Here is an 18,440-nt window from a genome sequence, read left to right as displayed (position 1 = left end):
TAATTGACATAATAAATAGTAGATTATTTCTTAAGGGGGTTATCATTATGCCTAAGTATATTAAAGCTGATCAATTTTTCTATCCACATGGTATTCGTCGTGGAGGTTATTTGGAACTTATTGATGGTAAATTTGGTAAGCATGTAGATCAAGTGTCTGAGGATGCTGAGATTATTGACTATAGCGGTTACAGTATTGCACCGGGTCTCGTTGACACCCACATTCATGGTTTTGGTGGTGTGGATGTCATGGATAATAATATCGAAGGTACACTTCATACGATGAGTGAAGGTCTTCTTAGTACAGGTGTTACTAGTTTCCTACCAACTACACTAACTTCATCATACGAACAATTGCTGGCTGTTACTGAAAACATTGGTGCACGCTATCAAGAAGCATCTGGTGCTAAGATTCGTGGTATTTATTTTGAAGGACCTTACTTCACCGAAGAATTTAAGGGGGCTCAAAATCCCGCCTATATGAAAGATCCACGTATGGATGAGTTCCGCGCTTGGCAGAAGGCTGCTAATGGTCTTCTTAATAAAATTGCTCTTGCACCTGAACGTGATGGAGTTGAGGACTTTGTACGTACTATTACTGGTGAAGGTGTAACTGTTGCTCTTGGTCACTCTAATGCTACATTTGATGAAGCTAAAAAAGCTGTTGATGCCGGGGCTAGTGTTTGGGTTCATGCTTATAATGGAATGCGTGGCTTAACACACCGCGAACTTGGTATGGTTGGTGCAATGTATGAGTTACCACACACTTATGCAGAATTGATTTGTGATGGTCATCACGTGGATCCTAAGGCTTGCGAAATTCTTCTTAAACAAAAAGGAACTGAAAATATTGCCCTTATCACTGACTGTATGACAGCAGGTGGTTTGCAAGATGGTGATTATATGTTAGGTGAATTTCCAGTTGTAGTTGCAAATGGGACTGCTCGCCTTAAATCTACAGGTAACTTGGCAGGTTCCATTCTCAAACTTAAAGATGGTTTGAAAAATGTTGTTGAGTGGGGAATTGCAAATCCTCATGAAGCAGTCATGATGGCTAGTCTGAACCCAGCTAAATCAGTTCATATTGATGACGTCTGTGGACAAATTCGTGAAGGCTACGATGCAGACTTTATCGTGTTAGATAAAGATTTGGAATTAGTAGCAACTTATCTAGATGGTGAAAAACGTTATCAAGCATAATTTCTAAAGAAGAAACTTGTTTAGTTTCTTCTTTTTTTTAAAATAAATTTGTTATTTGTTTCACAAATTACTTGATTTTTTAATTGAAAAGGCTTACGATTGTGATATAAATAATACAAATAAAAAAGCGGAGGATTGCTTATGAAAGCTTATACTTACGTTAAACCAGGCCTTGCGTCATTTGTTGATGTTGACAAACCAGTTATTCGCAAGCCAACAGATGCTATTGTGCGTATCGTTAAGACTACTATTTGTGGTACTGACCTTCATATTATTAAAGGGGACGTTCCTGCTTGTAAGAGTGGAACTATCCTAGGGACATGAAGGAATTGGTATTGTAGAGGAAGTCGGAGCAGGAGTTTCAAACTTCAAAAAGGGTGATAAGGTTTTGATTTCTTACGTTTGTGCATGTGGCAAGTGTTACTATTGTAAAAAAGGAATCTATGCTCACTGTGAAGACGAAGGTGGATGGATTTTTGGACATTTGATCGACGGTATGCAAGCAGAATATCTTCGTGTGCCTCATGCTGATAATACTCTTTATCATACTCCAGCTGACTTGTCTGATGAAGCTTTGGTTATGTTATCGGATATCTTGCCAACTGGCTATGAAATTGGTGTCTTAAAAGGGAAAGTAGAGCCTGGTTGTAGTGTAGCTATCGTTGGTTCAGGGCCAGTTGGATTGGCAGCTCTCTTGACGGCACAATTCTATTCTCCAGCTAAATTGATTATGGTGGACCTAGACGATAACCGTTTGGATACTGCAGTTTCTTTCGGTGCTACTCATAAGATTAATTCTTCAGATCCTGAAAAGGCAATTCAAGAAATTTATGATTTGACAGATGGTCGAGGTGTGGATGTTGCTATAGAAGCTGTTGGTATTCCTGCAACGTTTGATCTCTGCCAAAAGATTATCGGTGTAGATGGAACAGTAGCTAACTGTGGTGTGCATGGTAAACCAGTTCAGTTTGATTTGGACACTCTTTGGATTCGGAACATTAACGTGACTACTGGGTTGGTTTCTACCAATACAACTCCTCAGCTTTTGAAAGCCTTAGAAAGTCATAAAATTGAACCTGAAAAATTGGTAACTCATTATTTCAAACTTAGTTGAAAGTTCTATAATGAAGTTAGCCACCCAGCCCTCCTAAAAATTAGATACTTCAACTAGCTTATAGCTAGTTCTCGATTTCATTTGATAAGAGGCTTGATGCTGTTAGGCTGGCGAGCCAAGGCTAAGACTAGCCTTGGTTTAGCTGACGAAACAGCTTCAAGGGTTCCTCCTGTCAAATGAAAGCTAATTTAGGCATAAGAAAACACCTCTGTGTTATACTTGTTGTTCAATCACAAACAAAAGAAAGGCACAGAGATGCAAAACCATTATACTACAAAAGCCAAACATTTGACAATCGATAGCCGTCGCTTAATCGAACGATGGAAAAAAGAAGGGAAATCAAATAGAGAAATTGCCTCTCTACTTGGAAAAGCTCCTCAAACTATCCACACTGAAATCAAGCGTGGGACAGTCCTACAATGTCTTGAAAAAGGGCGCTTCAAAAAGGTTTATTCTGCCGACTATGCTCAACGATCTTATGAAAGCAATCGCAAGCGATCGGTCAAGAAATCAAGCTTGACCAAGGAACTAAAGGAAAAGATTCTCCACTATCATAATCAAAAGTTTTCTCCTGAAATGATGGTCAAGGCTAAGGAGGTTAACGTGAGCATTTCTACCATCTACTACTGGATTCATCATGGAAAATTGGGGTTAACCAAACAGGATCTGCTATATCCTAGAAAAGGAAAATCTGTTAAGAAACAAGCTAGCACCAATTTAAAACCCGCTGGTCAATCTATCGAACAGAGGCCTGAAGCTATTAATCTGCGATTGGAAAGTGGGCATTATGAGATTGATACGGTTCTGCTTACAAGAGCGAAAAACTATTGTTTGCTTGTCTTGACTGACCGAAAGAGTAGACATCAGATCATCCGATTAATTCCAAATAAAAGCGCTGAGTCGGTCAATCAGGCTCTAAAACTCATCTTAAAACAACACAAGATTCTGTCCATTACGGCAGATAATGGAACGGAATTCAACCGCTTGTCTGATGTGTTTTCTAAGGAGCATATCTATTATGCACACCCCTATGCCTCTTGGGAAAGGGGAACTAATGAGAATCACAATAGGCTCATTCGGAGATGGTTACCTAAAGGAACTAAAAAACGACTCCCAAAGAAGTCGCATTCATCGAAAAGTGGATTAATAACTATCCTAAAAAATGCTTGAACTACAAGTCGCCTAGAGAATTTCTTCTCGCTGGCTAACTTGAACTTGAAATTTAGCTTTCAAACTTAGTGAAATAGAAAAGGCCTATGAAGTATTTAGTAAGGCTGCCGATCATCATGCGATTAAAGTGATCATTGAAAACGATATTTCAGAAGGTTAATCTTGTTTTTAAATCCAGTTATTCGTTTTTGAATAGCTGGATTTTTTGAAAATGTTATATAATTCGTGAAAATGAGCAAAATTCTTTCATTGTTCTCAAAATTTCGCTATAATATACGGTACAAAGGAAGTTAAACTATGTATCGAGTTATAAAAATGTACGGAGATTTTGAACCGTGGTGGTTTATAGAAGGCTGGGAAGACGACGTCATTGCGAGCAAAAAATTTGATAACTATTATGATGCTTTGAAATATTATAAGTCTTGTTGGTTTGAGTTAGAAAAGGAGATTCCCCTTTACAAAAGTAGAGGAGACTTGATGACTATTTTTTGGGATCCAGAAGATAAACGCTGGTGTGAAGAATGCGATGAATTTCTTCAGCAATATCATTCCTTGGCTTTGTTGGAAGATGGTCAAGTCATTCCTGATGAAAAATTTAGACCTGGTTACGAAAAGCAGACTGGTTTAGAAATCCACCGTACTTGTCGCATAAAAAAAGAAGAAACAACTTTTTAATGAAGTTGTTTCTTCTTTTTTTATATTTTCTTCGAATAATAAGAATGAGGAGGAAGATATGGTACAAACACTTGCACAAGAATTGATTACACTGGCCAAAAAACAGGGAGCTCAGGACATCTATTTTGTTCCTAAAGAAAAGATTTATGAGCTACATATGCGAGTTGGAGATGAGAGACATTTGATTAACACCTATGACTTTGAAAAGTTGGGGGCTGTCATTAGTCATTTTAAGTTTATTGCGGGGATGAACGTTGGAGAAAAACGCCGTAGTCAGCTTGGTTCCTGTGATTATCAGCATGGAGACAAGATTTCTTCATTACGTTTATCGACGGTGGGAGATTATCGTGGTCATGAGAGTCTAGTAATTCGGCTTTTGCATGATCAAGAACAAGAGTTGCGCTTCTGGTTTCAGGACCTTATAGAACTGGAAAAGGGCTTTAGGCAACGCGGACTTTATCTTTTTGCAGGCCCCGTAGGAAGTGGCAAAACTACTTTGATGCATGAATTAGCCAAGTCATTGTTCAAGGGACAACAGGTCATGTCCATTGAAGATCCAGTAGAAATTAAGCAGGAAGAGATGCTGCAACTACAGCTCAATGAAGCTATCGGACTTAGCTATGAGAACTTGATAAAACTTTCCCTACGACATCGTCCAGATCTTTTAATCATTGGAGAAATTCGAGATAGTGAAACAGCCCGTGCTGTTGTACGAGCGAGCTTAACGGGAGCTACAGTGTTTTCGACCATCCATGCAAAGAGTATTCGTGGGGTTTATGAGCGCCTCTTAGAACTTGGTGTTAGTGAAGATGAACTTGCAGTTGTTTTACAAGGTGTTTGTTATCAAAGACTAATCGGGGGAGGAGGAATTATTGATTTTGCAAATGGAAATTATCAAGAACACCAGGCAGAAAAGTGGAATGGACAAATTGACCAGCTTCTTAAAGAAGGACATATCACTGCCCTTCAAGCTGAAACGGAGAAAATTAGCTACCAGTAAGCAGAAGAAAATCATCACTCTTTTTAACAATTTATTTTCTAGTGGTTTTCATCTGGTAGAAATCATTTCCTTTCTAGAGAGAAGTCTCTTGTTGGAAAAGGAATATGTATCGCAGATGCGTCTAGGACTCTCGCAGGGAAAATCCTTCTCGGAAATGATGGGGACTTTAGGTTTTTCAAGTTCAATTGTCACGCAACTTTCCTTGGCTGAAGTTCATGGGAATCTTCATTTGAGTTTAGGGAAAATTGAAGAGTATCTAGATAATCTTGCTAAGGTCAAGAAAAAGTTAATCGAAGTTGCGACCTATCCAATCATTTTGTTAGCTTTCTTACTGCTCATTATGTTGGGGTTGCGAAATTATCTCTTGCCCCAACTGGATAGTAGTAATATAGCTACTTTAGTGATTAGCAACTTACCACAGATTTTTCTTGGGCTTGCTCTAGCGTTAAGTCTTGCATCTTTAACAGGATTGATTTTTTACAGAAAATCTAGGAAGATACAAGTCTTTTCTTTTCTAGCTAGAATCCCCTTTCTAGGTGTGTTTGTTCAGTATTATCTAACTGCCTATTATGCTCGAGAATGGGGAAATATGATTGGACAGGGTTTAGAATTGTCGCAGATTTTTCAGATGATGCAGGAGCAAGACAATCCTCTTTTTAAGGAAATCGGACATGATTTATCCCTGTCCTTGCAAAATGGGCATGAATTTTCTATGGTTGTGCAGAATTATCCTTTTTTTAGAAGAGAGTTGGGATTGATTATTGAATATGGAGAGATCAAATCCAAGTTGGGAAGCGAATTGGAAATCTATGCGGAAAAAACGTGGGAATCCTTCTTTACCCGAGTTAATCGTACCATGAATCTAGTTCAACCCCTGGTTTTTATTTTTGTAGCCCTACTAATCGTTTTATTGTATGCAGCTATGTTGCTGCCCATGTATCAAAATATGGAGGTTAATTTTTAGATGAAAAAAATGATGATGAAATTAAAAGAAGCTACGGTAAAAGGGTTCACTCTTGTAGAAATGTTAGTGGTCCTTCTTATCATTAGCGTCCTACTCTTACTTTTTGTACCAAATCTAACGAAGCAAAAGGATGCAGTGAATGACAAGGGGAAAGCAGCAGTCGTCAAGGTGGTAGAAAGCCAGGCCGAACTCTATAGTCTGGAGAAAAATGAGCGTGCAAGCCTAAGCAAGTTAGAGGCAGATGGACGTATCACTGCTGAGCAAGCAAAAGCTTACAAAGAGTATCATGATAAACAAAAGACAAGTCAAACAGTTGCGGATTAGGGCTTTTACCATGCTAGAAAGTCTATTGGTCTTAGGGATAGTCAGCATTTTGGCCTTGGGTTTGTCAAGTTCAGTTCAATCCACTTTTGCGGCGGTGGAAGAACAAATTTTCTTTATGGAGTTTGAGGAACTTTACCGAGAAACCCAGAAGCGAAGTCTGGCTAGTCAACAAAAGATGAATTTAATGTTAGAAGAGAGGAGCATTAGTAATGGTTATCAAAAGTTAGCCATTCCTAAAGGGATTCAGCTTCAGTCACATCAGTCAATAACATTTGATAAGGCTGGAGGTAGTTCATATCTGGTTAGCATCAGATTTCAAACAAGGAAAGAAGTGGTTCGCTACCGACTAAATATAGGAAATGGGAAGATTAAACGTATTCAAGAAGCAAAAAATTAAGGCGGTTATTTTACTGGAGGCAGTGATTTCACTAGTCATTTTCGCCAGTATTGCAACTCTCTTGCTGGGACAGATTCAAGAAAGTAGAAAGAGAGAAGCAGAACTTCTAAAACAGGAAGAAATTTTGCGAGTGGCTCGTATGGCTTTGCAGACTGGACAAAAGCAGTTGACTGTCAATGGGTTTACGGTTCATGTTATCTCGAATGAGCAAGGTTTGGAGGTGTATTATGGGACTGAAAAATTGCTGGCAATTCAAGATAAGTAGAGTCAGAGCGTTTACTCTTTTAGAATCCATGGTTGCTCTTCTTGTGATTAGTGGGAGTTTGCTTCTTTTTCAATCTATGAGCCAACTCTTGGTTTCAGAAGTTCGCTACCAGCAGAAAAGTGAGCAAAAAGAATGGCTCTTATTTGTGGATCAGCTGGAAGCAGAGCTGAATCGAGCCCAATTTGAAAAAGTAGAGAATGATAGACTTTACCTCAAACAGGATGGGAACCCCATTTCCATGGGAAAATCAAAGTCAGATGATTTTCGTAAAACAGATGCCAGTGGACGTGGCTACCAGCCGATGGTTTACGGTCTGAAATCAGCTCATATTTACCAAAACGGGCAAAATGTTCATTTTAATTTTCAGTTTGAAAAGGGACTTGAGAGGGAGTTTATCTATCGTGTGGAAAAAGAAAAAAGTTAGGGCTGGAGTTCTCCTTTACGCTATCACTGTTGCTGGAATTTTTAGTCTTTTGTTGCAGTTTTATCTGAACCGGCAAGTAGCTCATCATCAGGATTATGTCTTAAATAAAGAGAAACTGGTGGCTTATGCGATGGCTAAGAGAACCTATGAAAGAGCTAATTCTGAAAGTGGAGAACAGTCATTTAATGCAGGAAAGGCAACTTATCGTAATGACCAAAAGGGATTTACAGCGATTGTTGACACTGGGAAAAATCAATTTGAATTTCACTTTTCACCTTTGAAAAAGACCGACGATAAGACGAAGAAAACAGAAAAAAAGTCAAAAGAAGAAAGCGAGAAGAAAAAAGAAGAGGTTAAAAAAGAGGCCACCGAGCCATCTAAAGTTGCTCCTTCTAAGAATGATAAGACATAGATTATCAGATTTGTAAAATATAGTTTAAGTGGTGATGTTGGACTCAGTGGGTTAGGACAAGGTTTTTGTCTGAAATCATGCTATAATAGATACATATGGAGGACGGAAAATGTCAAGTGTAAAATTGTATCTAGTGCGTCATGGAAAAACAATGTTTAATACGATTGGGCGTGCTCAAGGTTGGAGTGATACTCCACTGACAGCTGAAGGAGAGCGAGGTATTCACGAATTGGGAATTGGTTTGCGTGAGTCTGGCTTAACCTTTGAGCGTGCTTATTCAAGTGACTCAGGGCGAACTATCCAAACTATGGGAATTATCCTTGAGGAGCTTGCTTTAACAGGGGAAATTCCTTATCGTATGGATAAGCGAATCCGTGAATGGTGCTTTGGTAGTTTTGATGGTGCTTATGATGGAGACCTTTTTATGGGGATCATTCCGCGTATTTTTAATGTCGACCATGTGCATCGTTTGTCCTATGCTGAACTAGCTGAAGGTCTGGTAGAAGTAGATACAGCAGGCTGGGCTGAAGGCTGGGAAAAACTAAGTGGTCGTATCTGGGAAGGTTTTGAAGCCATTGCTAAGGAAATGGAAGCTAATGGGGGAGGAAATGCTCTCGTAGTCAGCCATGGAATGACTATTGGAACCATTGTTTATTTAATCAACGGCATGCATCCGCATGGCCTTGATAATGGAAGTGTGACGATTCTCGAGTACCAAGATGGTCAGTTCTCGGTCAAGATTGTTGGCGACCGTAGCTACCGTGAAATTGGACGAGCTAAACTAGAAGAGCAAGCTAGTTCAGAGCAATAAAAATTCGGTTCTCAATTAGAAGATTTTTAAACGATTTTATAGAATGCTGATGTCGTCATTGCACAAGCTTGTAAGAATTAAGTGCTTTGACAATAGCATTCTTTTTTGTTAGAATAGCATCAACATGAAAGCATAAGAAGGGACTGACAGAGTTGTCGTTCCCTTTTGTCTATCTTAGAAGGGGGAAATATGCTGTTTCAGAAAATAAAAGCCTATAAATGGCAGGCTCTAGCTTCCTTAATTATGACAGGTCTAATGGTAACGAGTTCACTCTTGCAACCGCGTTATTTGCAGGAAGTTTTAGAGGCACTGCTAACAGGTGATAATGAGGCTATTTATAGTATCGGTTTTTGGTTAATCCTGGTTGCCTTGATTGGTCTAGTCGCAGGTGGAATTAATGTTGTATTAGCAGCTTACATTGCTCAAGGAGTTTCGTCAGACTTACGGGAAGATGCCTTTCGTAAGATTCAAACTTTTTCATACGCTAATATTGAGAAATTTAATGCAGGGAACCTTGTTGTTCGTATGACCAACGACATCAATCAGATTCAAAACGTAGTCATGATGACCTTCCAAATTCTCTTTCGACTACCACTTTTGTTTATCGGTTCCTTTATTCTAGCAGTTGTCACCCTACCTTCTCTATGGTGGGTGCTGGTTCTCATGGTTGTTCTGATTGTTGTCATAATGGGTTTTATGATGGGAGTGGTGGGACCACGCTTTTCAAAGTTCCAGACCTTACTAGAGCGTATCAATGCCATTGCTAAAGAAAATTTGCGTGGTGTGCGCGTGGTTAAGTCTTTTGTCAGAGAAAAAGATCAGTTTGATAAGTTTACGCAGGTGTCAGATGAATTATTGGGAGAAAACCTTTATATTGGTTATGCCTTTTCTGTTATGCAACCTGCAATGATGTTAATTTCGTATGGGGCTGTTTTTCTCTCAATCTGGCTTGTAGCAGGTATGGCAGAGTCAGATCCATCAGTCGTTGGTTCCATTGCTTCCTTTGTGAACTATCTGAGTCAGATTATCTTTACTATCGTTATGGTTGGATTTTTGGGGAACTCAGTTACTCGTGCCATGATTTCCCTCCGTCGTATTCGCGAAATCCTTGATACAGAACCGGCTATGACCTTTAAAGATGTGGAAGATGAAGAATTAGAAGGAAGTCTCAGTTTTGAAAATGTAACCTTCACCTATCCAAATGATGAAGAACCTATCCTAAAAGATGTATCTTTCGATATTGCAGCTGGTGAGATGGTTGGGGTTGTCGGAGCAACCGGTGCAGGGAAATCAACCTTGGCTCAGTTGATTCCACGTCTGTTTGATCCTCAGCAAGGTTCGATCAAAATTGGTGGAAAGGACATTCGGACAGTTAGCGAAGGGACGCTTCGCAAGACAGTCTCCATCGTCCTACAAAGAGCCATTCTCTTTAGTGGAACCATCGCAGATAATCTCAGACAAGGAAAGGGAGATGCGACAGTTTCAGAGATGGAACGCGCAGCTCGTATCGCACAAGCTAGTGAATTTATTAGTCGCATGGAATTGGCTTTTGAAAGTCCGGTTGAGGAACGTGGAACTAACTTTTCTGGTGGACAAAAACAAAGAATGTCCATTGCGCGTGGGATTGTCAGCAATCCTAAGATTTTGATTTTCGATGATTCAACCTCTGCACTTGATGCCAAATCAGAGCGTTTGGTTCAAGAAGCCCTCAACAAGGACTTAAAGGGAACGACTACGATTATCATCGCACAAAAGATTAGCTCTGTTGTTCATGCGGATAAAATTTTAGTGCTTGATCAAGGTCGATTGATTGGTCAAGGTAAGCATGCTGACTTGGTTGCAACAAACCCAGTTTATCGTGAAATTTATGAAACGCAAAAAGGAAAGGAGGAGTAGGATGAAGACATTTGAATTTTTTTGGAACTATTTTAAAGTTTACAAGATATCCTTTATCGTTGTCATTGCTATGATTATCATTGCAACGGTAGCACAAGCCCTCTTTCCAGTATTTGCAGGTCAAACAGTCACAGAGCTGGCTAATTTGGTTATAGCCTATCAAAATGGAAATCCAGATATGGTTTGGCAAAGTCTATTGGGACTCCTGATTAATCTTGCTTATATTTTGATAGTTTTAGTAGTTTCTAGTCTCATCTATATGGTCTTGATGAGCCGCATTATTGCCGAATCGACAAATGAGATGCGTAAGGGACTGTTTGGCAAGCTTTCTCGCTTGACAGTTTCCTTCTTTGACCGCCATCAAGATGGGGATATTCTGTCTCGTTTTACCAGTGATTTGGATAATATTCTCCAAGCTTTCAACGAAAGTCTAGTGTCTGTCATGACCAATATTGCCCTTTATATTGGCTTGCTGATTGTCATGTTTGCCAAAAATGTCACCTTGGCTTTGATTACGATTGCCAGCACTCCAGTTGCTATCATCATGTTGTTCTTTATCTTAAAGCTCGCGCGGAAATATACCAACCTTCAACAAAAAGAAGTTGGGAAACTCAATGCTTATATGGATGAGAGTATCTCTGGACAAAAAGCAGTTATCGTTCAAGGTATCCAAGAAGATGTGATTGCTGGCTTTGTTGAGCAAAATGAACGGGTTCGAAAGGCTACTTTCAAGGGCAGAATGTTTTCAGGAATTCTTTTTCCTGTTATGAACGGGATGAGCTTGGTCAATACAGCAGTCGTTATTTTTGTAGGTTCAGCTGTATTATTGAATGATCAGAATATCGAGAAAGCAACTGCACTTGGTTTGATTGTCATGTTTACTCAGTTTTCGCAACAGTATTACCAGCCCATTATCCAATTAGCGGCGAGCTGGGGAAGTTTGCAATTGGCCTTTACAGGTGCAGACCGTATCCAAGAAATGTTTGATGCAGAGGAAGAAATTCGTCCTCAAGATGCTCCAGCCTTTAGCGAATTAAAAGAGGGTGTGGAGATTCGTAACGTAGACTTCTCCTATCTCCCAGGGAAACCGATTCTAAAAGATGTCAGCATTTCAGCTCCAAAAGGGAAAATGATAGCGGTAGTTGGTCCGACAGGTTCAGGGAAGACTACCATCATGAATTTAATCAATCGTTTTTATGATGTGGATGCAGGCAGTATCAGCTTTGATGGTAGAGATATCCGAGAATTTGACTTGGATAGTTTGCGAAGTAAGGTGGGAATTGTTCTACAGGATTCTGTTTTGTTCAGCGGAACTATTCGGGACAATATTCGATTTGGTGTACCAGATGCCAGTCAGGAAATGGTAGAAGCAGCTGCTAAGGCTACACACATCCATGACTACATCGAAAGCTTGCCAGATAAGTATGATACCTTGATTGATGATGACCAGAGCGTCTTCTCGACTGGTCAGAAGCAGTTGATTTCCATCGCTCGTACCTTGATGACAGATCCACAGGTCTTAATCTTGGATGAGGCAACATCAAACGTTGATACTGTAACAGAAAGTAAGATTCAAAATGCCATGGAAGCTATTGTGGCAGGAAGAACTAGTTTTGTGATTGCTCACCGCTTAAAAACCATTCTCAATGCCGATCAGATTATTGTCCTTAAGGATGGTGAGGTTATCGAACAAGGAAATCATCACGAATTACTCAAGCTTGGAGGTTTTTACTCCGAACTGTATCACAATCAATTTGTCTTTGAATAATACTCTTCGAAAATCTCTTCAAACCACGTCAGCGTCCCCTTGCCGTACTCAAGTATAGCCTGCGGCTAGCTTCCTAGTTTGCTCTTTGATTTTCATTGAGTATAAGCAAAAAAGTTGTCCTAATTTTGGGCAACTTTTTCTGATAAAAAAATTTTATCACGGACTTAAAAAATACATATTAGACAGGAGTGGGCAAGGATGATAAGATAAGATTATCAATGGAGAAGGAAAGGAAATCAGTGATGGCAAGAACAGTTGTTGGAGTAGCGGCAAACCTATGTCCTGTGGACGCAGAAGGAAAAAATATTCATTCATCAGTCTCTTGTAAATTTGCTGAGAGTATTCGTCAGGTTGGCGGACTTCCTTTGGTGATTCCAGTTGGGGATGAGTCGGTGGTCCATGACTATGTAGAAATGATTGATAAGCTCATCTTGACTGGGGGACAAAATGTTCATCCTCAGTTTTATGGTGAAGAAAAAACGATTGATAGTGATGATTATAACCTAGCTCGTGATGAGTTTGAGCTCGCTCTTCTACAAGAAGCATTGCGTCAGAATAAGCCAATTTTAGCCATCTGCCGTGGCGTTCAGCTTGTGAATGTTGCCTTTGGTGGGACACTCAATCAGGAGATTGAAGGTCATTGGCAAGGTCTACCTTTTGGGACTTCACATTCTATTGAGACAGTTGATGGCAGTGTGGTGTCTAAATTATTTGGTAAAGAAAGTCAAGTAAACTCAGTGCACCGTCAGAGCATTAAAGACCTGGCACCAAATTTCCGTGTGACGGCTGTGGATCCACGTGACCAAACTGTTGAAGCAATTGAATCCATTGATGAACACCGTATTATTGGTCTCCAGTGGCATCCAGAATTTCTGGTCAATGAAGAAGATGGAAACTTAGAATTATTTGAGTATTTATTGAATGAATTGTAACGACTAGAAATTTAGTCGTTTTTTTATTCGTTGTTTACGAATGTTTATAGAGTTGCATTTTTACGCAAACGTTTGAATTGTGATAAAAATTGGAAATTTTTAGTATAAAAACTTGAAAAAATTGTTAGTAAGCGTTATGATAGAAAGGAAGAAATTTTGGAGGAATACTATGTCACATATTAAATTTGATTATTCAAAAGTATTAGACAAATTTGTTGCACCACATGAAGTGGAGTACATGCAATCACAAGTTACAGCAGCAGACGAATTGATTCGTAAAGGAACTGGTGCTGGTAGCGACTTCTTGGGTTGGTTGGACCTTCCTGAAAACTACGACCGCGAAGAATTTGACCGCATCTTGAAAGCTGCTGAACAAATCAAATCAGACAGCGATGTTTTGGTTGTTATCGGTATCGGTGGATCATACCTTGGAGCTAAAGCAGCCATTGACTTCTTGAACCACCATTTTGCAAACTTGCAAACCAAAGAAGAACGCAAAGCACCACAAATCCTTTATGCTGGGAACTCAATCTCATCAACTTACCTTGCTGACTTGGTAGAGTATGTTTCAGATAAAGACTTCTCAGTAAACGTGATTTCTAAATCAGGTACAACAACTGAACCAGCCATCGCTTTCCGTGTCTTCAAAGAACTTTTGGTTAAGAAATACGGTCAAGAAGAAGCTAACAAACGTATCTATGCAACAACTGACCGCCAAAAAGGTGCAGTTAAGGTTGAAGCAGATGCTAACGGTTGGGAAACTTTTGTAGTTCCAGATGATATCGGTGGACGCTTCTCAGTATTGACCGCAGTTGGATTGCTTCCAATCGCTGCATCAGGTGCAGATATCAAAGCCCTTATGGAAGGTGCTAATGCTGCTCGTAAAGATTACACATCAGACAAACTTTCAGAAAACGAAGCTTACCAATACGCTGCAGTTCGTAACATCCTTTACCGTAAAGGATATGCTACTGAAATCTTGGTAAACTACGAGCCATCACTTCAATACTTCTCAGAATGGTGGAAACAATTGGCTGGTGAGTCAGAAGGGAAAGACCAAAAAGGTATTTACCCAACTTCAGCTAACTTCTCAACAGACTTGCACTCATTGGGTCAATTTATTCAAGAAGGAACTCGTATCATGTTTGAAACAGTTGTCCGCGTTGACAAACCACGTAAGAACGTGATTATCCCTACTTTGGAAGAAGATCTTGACGGACTTGGTTACCTTCAAGGAAAAGACGTTGACTTCGTTAACAAAAAAGCAACTGACGGTGTTCTTCTTGCCCACACTGACGGTGACGTGCCAAACATGTACGTGACTCTTCCTGAGCAAGACGCCTTCACTCTTGGTTACACTATCTACTTCTTCGAATTGGCTATCGCCCTTTCAGGTTACTTGAATGCTATCAACCCATTTGACCAACCAGGTGTTGAAGCTTACAAACGTAACATGTTTGCCCTTCTTGGTAAACCAGGATTTGAAGAATTGAGCAAAGAACTCAACGCTCGTCTATAATAGAGCTGAAAAGAGTGGTTTTACCACTCTTTTTGCTTTTTCTTGAAAAGAGAAATTGGACTCTGGCACGACTTGTGATATAATATAGAGAGCAAAAAGGCAGACGCCTAGAGACTATATAGGAGAAGATATGTCAAAAGATATTCGTGTGCGTTATGCACCAAGTCCAACAGGACTACTACACATCGGAAATGCCCGTACAGCATTGTTTAACTACTTGTATGCACGCCACCATGGTGGAACTTTTATCATCCGTATCGAGGATACTGACCGCAAGCGTCACGTCGAAGACGGAGAACGTTCGCAGCTTGAAAACCTTCGTTGGTTGGGAATGGATTGGGATGAAAGTCCAGAGACTCATGAAAACTACCGCCAATCAGAGCGTTTGGAACTCTATCAAAAATATATCGACCAATTGCTTGCTGAAGGGAAAGCCTACAAATCTTACGTCACTGAAGAAGAGTTGGCAGCTGAACGTGAACGCCAAGAAGCAGCTGGTGAAACACCTCGTTACATTAACGAATACCTTGGTATGAGCGAGGAAGAAAAAGCAGCTTATGTTGCAGAACGTGAAGCCGCAGGTATTATCCCAACTGTTCGTTTGGCAGTTAATGAGTCTGGTATCTATAAGTGGCATGATATGGTCAAAGGTGATATCGAATTTGAAGGTGGCAATATCGGTGGGGACTGGGTTATCCAAAAGAAAGATGGCTACCCAACTTACAACTTTGCCGTTGTGATCGATGACCACGATATGCAAATTTCTCATGTTATTCGTGGAGATGACCACATTGCTAATACACCAAAACAACTTATGGTTTATGAGGCACTTGGTTGGGAAGCTCCAGAGTTCGGTCATATGACCTTGATCATCAACTCTGAAACTGGTAAGAAGTTGTCTAAACGTGACACCAACACCCTTCAGTTCATCGAAGATTATCGTAAGAAAGGCTACCTGCCAGAAGCAGTCTTTAACTTTATCGCTCTTCTTGGCTGGAACCCTGGTGGAGAAGACGAAATCTTCTCTCGTGAAGAACTCATTAAGCTCTTTGATGAAAACCGCCTCAGCAAGTCTCCAGCAGCCTTCGATCAGAAGAAGCTTGATTGGATGAGCAATGACTACATTAAGAATGCGGATCTTGAAACTATCTTTGAAATGGCAAAACCATTCCTTGAAGAAGCAGGACGTTTGACAGACAAGGCTAAAAAATTGGTGGAACTCTACAAACCACAAATGAAATCAGTGGATGAAATCGTTCCATTGACAGATCTCTTCTTCTCAGACTTCCCAGAATTGACAGAAGTAGAACGAGAAGTCATGGCTGGTGAAACAGTCCCAACAGTTCTTGAAGCTTTCAAAGCAAAACTTGAAGCCATGTCAGAAGATGAGTTTGTGGTAGAAAATATCTTCCCACAAATCAAAGCAGTACAAAAAGAAACAGGTATCAAAGGGAAGAACCTCTTCATGCCTATCCGTATCGCTGTTTCAGGAGAAATGCATGGTCCTGAATTACCAGATACCATCTACTTGCTTGGACGTGAAAAATCTATCCAACACATTGAAAAAATGTTGGAAGAAATTGCGAAATAATCTGGCGGAATTAAATTTCGTTCTAGATATTTGTAGAAGTAAAAACTGAGAGAATCACCTGGTTCTCTCTTTTTTATTGCCAAAGCAGAATCATATTCAATTAATACTCTTCGAAAATCTCTTCAAACCACGTCAGATTTATCTGCAACCTCAAAGCCGTGCTTTGAGCAACCTGCGGCTAGCTTCCTAGTTTGCTCTTTGATTTTCATTGAGTATAAATTTTTAAGTGACGCTTTAAAAAGAGTTCTTTTTATATGTACTTATTTGAAAATGCAAAAGTTTTAGTGTATAATACTAAGTGACAGGGCAAGGGAAAGAAGTCAGTGATATGGTAAAATTCTTTACAAACAGACTCGAATTAGCCCAGACATCGTCTATGTTGTTTGTTGAGTCGACTTATTTTTTCTTTGCGTTTTGCTGGACACAGGAAGAAATTCATGAGTTCATGCAACTATCATCCATAACGATGCCTTCGTTTTCGATTCGAAGTTTATATGCGAGACTTTAGATTTAGATGTATGTCTTACTAGAGGTGCATATTTTTCTCTTTCTTCTCCCAAAAATAGAAAGAAATCGACCTTGCTCTGTTTACCTTGCGTTAAGCAAGGTTTTTTTGTGGAATAGTAGTGGGCGATTTACGATTTTTCTATCAAGTGGTATAATATTAACTATCCTGATGAATTGAGGAACTCAAATGAAAGAATTTAACAAATCAATCAAATTAGAGCATGTGGCTTATGATATTCGTGGACCAGTTCTTGAGGAAGCCATGCGTATGCGAGCAAATGGAGAAAAAATCCTCCGTTTGAATACAGGGAACCCAGCTGAGTTTGGTTTTACCGCACCAGATGAGGTTATCCATGATTTGATTATGAATGCGCGTGATAGTGAAGGTTATTCAGATTCAAAAGGTATCTTTTCAGCTCGCAAAGCTATTATGCAGTACTGTCAGCTCAAAAAATTCCCAAATGTAGGTATTGATGATATCTATCTTGGAAATGGTGTTAGTGAACTAATTGTTATGTCCATGCAAGGTCTCTTGGACAATGGCGATGAAGTCTTGGTTCCAATGCCTGACTACCCACTTTGGACAGCTGCAGTTAGCTTGGCTGGAGGAAATGCCGTTCACTACGTCTGTGATGAAGAAGCTGAATGGTATCCAGACCTAGATGACATTAAGTCTAAGATTAGTTCAAATACTAAGGCTATCGTTTTAATCAATCCAAATAATCCAACGGGAGCCCTCTATCCCAAAGAACTCTTGTTAGATATTATCGAGATTGCTCGTCAAAATGACTTGATTATCTTTGCAGATGAAATCTACGACCGTATGGTTATGGATGGCAATGTCCACACACCAGTAGCTAGTTTGGCTCCAGACCTTTTCTGTGTTAGCATGAATGGTCTGTCTAAATCGCACCGTATCGCTGGTTTCCGTGTAGGTTGGATGGTCTTGTCTGGACCTAAACATCATGTAAAGGGCTATATTGAAGGTCTCAACATGCTTTCAAACATGCGCCTTTGTTCCAACGTCTTGGCTCAACAGGTTGTTCAAACTTCGCTAGGTGGTCACCAATCGGTGGACGAATTACTCTTGCCAGGTGGTCGTATCTACGAGCAAAGAAACTTCATCTATAATGCCATTCAAGATATTCCTGGTTTGTCAGCGGTTAAACCTAAAGCGGGTCTTTATATCTTCCCTAAAATTGACCGCAATATGTATCGTATCGATGATGATGAACAATTTGTCCTTGATTTCTTGAAGCAAGAAAAAGTACTTTTGGTTCATGGACGAGGCTTTAACTGGAAAGAACCAGATCACTTCCGTATCGTATATCTGCCACGCGTAGATGAGTTAGCCCAAATCCAAGAAAAGATGACTCGTTTCTTGAAGCAGTATCGTAGATAAGAACGATCTAGGTTTCGAGTACAATCAGTAAATTTTATCTCAGAGAAATCAAATGTTTTGATGATTTTAA

16 protein-coding genes and 3 pseudogenes are annotated in these 18,440 nt (G+C 39.8%); all 19 read left to right on the top strand.

Going from position 1 to position 18,440, the window contains the following annotated elements; translation table 11 throughout:
* Positions 1-47 precede the first annotated feature (47 nt).
* The 19 genes and pseudogenes from nagA to QM450_RS05475 all read left to right on the top strand — a co-directional run bounded on the left by nagA (position 48) and on the right by QM450_RS05475 (position 18,370).
* On the top strand, positions 48-1,199 hold the full coding sequence (gene nagA, locus QM450_RS05565) for an N-acetylglucosamine-6-phosphate deacetylase (RefSeq protein ID WP_414319932.1): 1,152 nt from the start codon (positions 48-50) through the stop codon (positions 1,197-1,199).
* A 141-nt stretch (positions 1,200-1,340) separates the two neighbouring features.
* A pseudogene (locus QM450_RS05560) lies at positions 1,341-2,310 on the top strand (zinc-dependent alcohol dehydrogenase family protein); the annotation flags it as partial.
* Positions 2,311-2,568: 258 nt separating this feature from the next.
* A pseudogene (locus QM450_RS05555) lies at positions 2,569-3,521 on the top strand (IS30 family transposase).
* Between the two features lie 20 nt (positions 3,522-3,541).
* A pseudogene (locus QM450_RS05550) lies at positions 3,542-3,643 on the top strand (alcohol dehydrogenase); the annotation flags it as partial.
* Positions 3,644-3,780: 137 nt separating this feature from the next.
* Positions 3,781-4,158 (top strand): DUF1033 family protein, encoded by a 378-nt coding sequence (locus QM450_RS05545; RefSeq protein ID WP_007555701.1) that lies wholly within the window; start codon positions 3,781-3,783, stop codon positions 4,156-4,158.
* A 58-nt stretch (positions 4,159-4,216) separates the two neighbouring features.
* Positions 4,217-5,158, top strand: coding sequence for a competence type IV pilus ATPase ComGA (gene comGA / locus QM450_RS05540; protein ID WP_414319931.1), 942 nt, complete (start codon positions 4,217-4,219; stop codon positions 5,156-5,158).
* The gene (gene comGB, locus QM450_RS05535) at positions 5,079-6,122 is read left to right on the top strand and encodes a competence type IV pilus assembly protein ComGB (protein WP_414319930.1); all 1,044 of its coding nucleotides are present in this window, start codon (positions 5,079-5,081) and stop codon (positions 6,120-6,122) included. The genes comGA and comGB overlap by 80 nt, the downstream gene beginning before the upstream one ends.
* Positions 6,123-6,446, top strand: coding sequence for a competence type IV pilus major pilin ComGC (gene comGC, locus QM450_RS05530; RefSeq protein WP_414319929.1), 324 nt, complete (start codon positions 6,123-6,125; stop codon positions 6,444-6,446). It abuts the gene before it with no gap.
* Positions 6,409-6,843 (top strand): competence type IV pilus minor pilin ComGD, encoded by a 435-nt coding sequence (comGD, locus tag QM450_RS05525; RefSeq protein ID WP_075230215.1) that lies wholly within the window; start codon positions 6,409-6,411, stop codon positions 6,841-6,843. The genes comGC and comGD overlap by 38 nt, the downstream gene beginning before the upstream one ends.
* Positions 6,806-7,108 carry a competence type IV pilus minor pilin ComGE gene (gene comGE, locus QM450_RS05520; protein ID WP_414319928.1) on the top strand — a complete coding sequence of 101 codons (303 nt, stop codon included), beginning with the start codon at positions 6,806-6,808 and terminating at the stop codon, positions 7,106-7,108. Before comGD ends, comGE begins: the two co-directional genes overlap by 38 nt.
* Positions 7,071-7,532 (top strand): competence type IV pilus minor pilin ComGF, encoded by a 462-nt coding sequence (gene comGF / locus QM450_RS05515; RefSeq protein WP_414319927.1) that lies wholly within the window; start codon positions 7,071-7,073, stop codon positions 7,530-7,532. Before comGE ends, comGF begins: the two co-directional genes overlap by 38 nt.
* Positions 7,510-7,944, top strand: a complete 435-nt coding sequence (gene comGG / locus QM450_RS05510; RefSeq protein ID WP_414319926.1) for a competence type IV pilus minor pilin ComGG — start codon at positions 7,510-7,512, stop codon at positions 7,942-7,944. Before comGF ends, comGG begins: the two co-directional genes overlap by 23 nt.
* A gap of 109 nt (positions 7,945-8,053) precedes the next feature.
* Positions 8,054-8,755: a histidine phosphatase family protein gene (locus QM450_RS05505; RefSeq protein WP_414319925.1), complete on the top strand. Its 702-nt coding sequence runs from the start codon at positions 8,054-8,056 to the stop codon at positions 8,753-8,755.
* Between the two features lie 189 nt (positions 8,756-8,944).
* Positions 8,945-10,651 carry an ABC transporter ATP-binding protein gene (locus QM450_RS05500; RefSeq protein WP_414319924.1) on the top strand — a complete coding sequence of 569 codons (1,707 nt, stop codon included), beginning with the start codon at positions 8,945-8,947 and terminating at the stop codon, positions 10,649-10,651.
* 1 nt (position 10,652) lies between these two features.
* Positions 10,653-12,419 (top strand): ABC transporter ATP-binding protein, encoded by a 1,767-nt coding sequence (locus QM450_RS05495; RefSeq protein ID WP_414319923.1) that lies wholly within the window; start codon positions 10,653-10,655, stop codon positions 12,417-12,419.
* A 242-nt stretch (positions 12,420-12,661) separates the two neighbouring features.
* On the top strand, positions 12,662-13,351 hold the full coding sequence (locus QM450_RS05490) for a gamma-glutamyl-gamma-aminobutyrate hydrolase family protein (protein WP_045614750.1): 690 nt from the start codon (positions 12,662-12,664) through the stop codon (positions 13,349-13,351).
* Between the two features lie 169 nt (positions 13,352-13,520).
* Positions 13,521-14,870 carry a glucose-6-phosphate isomerase gene (locus QM450_RS05485; RefSeq protein ID WP_248034795.1) on the top strand — a complete coding sequence of 450 codons (1,350 nt, stop codon included), beginning with the start codon at positions 13,521-13,523 and terminating at the stop codon, positions 14,868-14,870.
* 130 nt (positions 14,871-15,000) lie between these two features.
* Positions 15,001-16,461: a glutamate--tRNA ligase gene (gene gltX, locus QM450_RS05480; protein WP_414319922.1), complete on the top strand. Its 1,461-nt coding sequence runs from the start codon at positions 15,001-15,003 to the stop codon at positions 16,459-16,461.
* Between the two features lie 694 nt (positions 16,462-17,155).
* Positions 17,156-18,370, top strand: a complete 1,215-nt coding sequence (locus QM450_RS05475) for a pyridoxal phosphate-dependent aminotransferase (protein ID WP_045762715.1) — start codon at positions 17,156-17,158, stop codon at positions 18,368-18,370.
* Positions 18,371-18,440 lie beyond the last annotated feature (70 nt).

It is taken from the genome of Streptococcus infantis, assembly GCF_047464615.1.
Classification (GTDB): domain Bacteria; phylum Bacillota; class Bacilli; order Lactobacillales; family Streptococcaceae; genus Streptococcus; species Streptococcus infantis_Y.
This window is presented reverse-complemented; position numbering and strand designations above follow the sequence as displayed.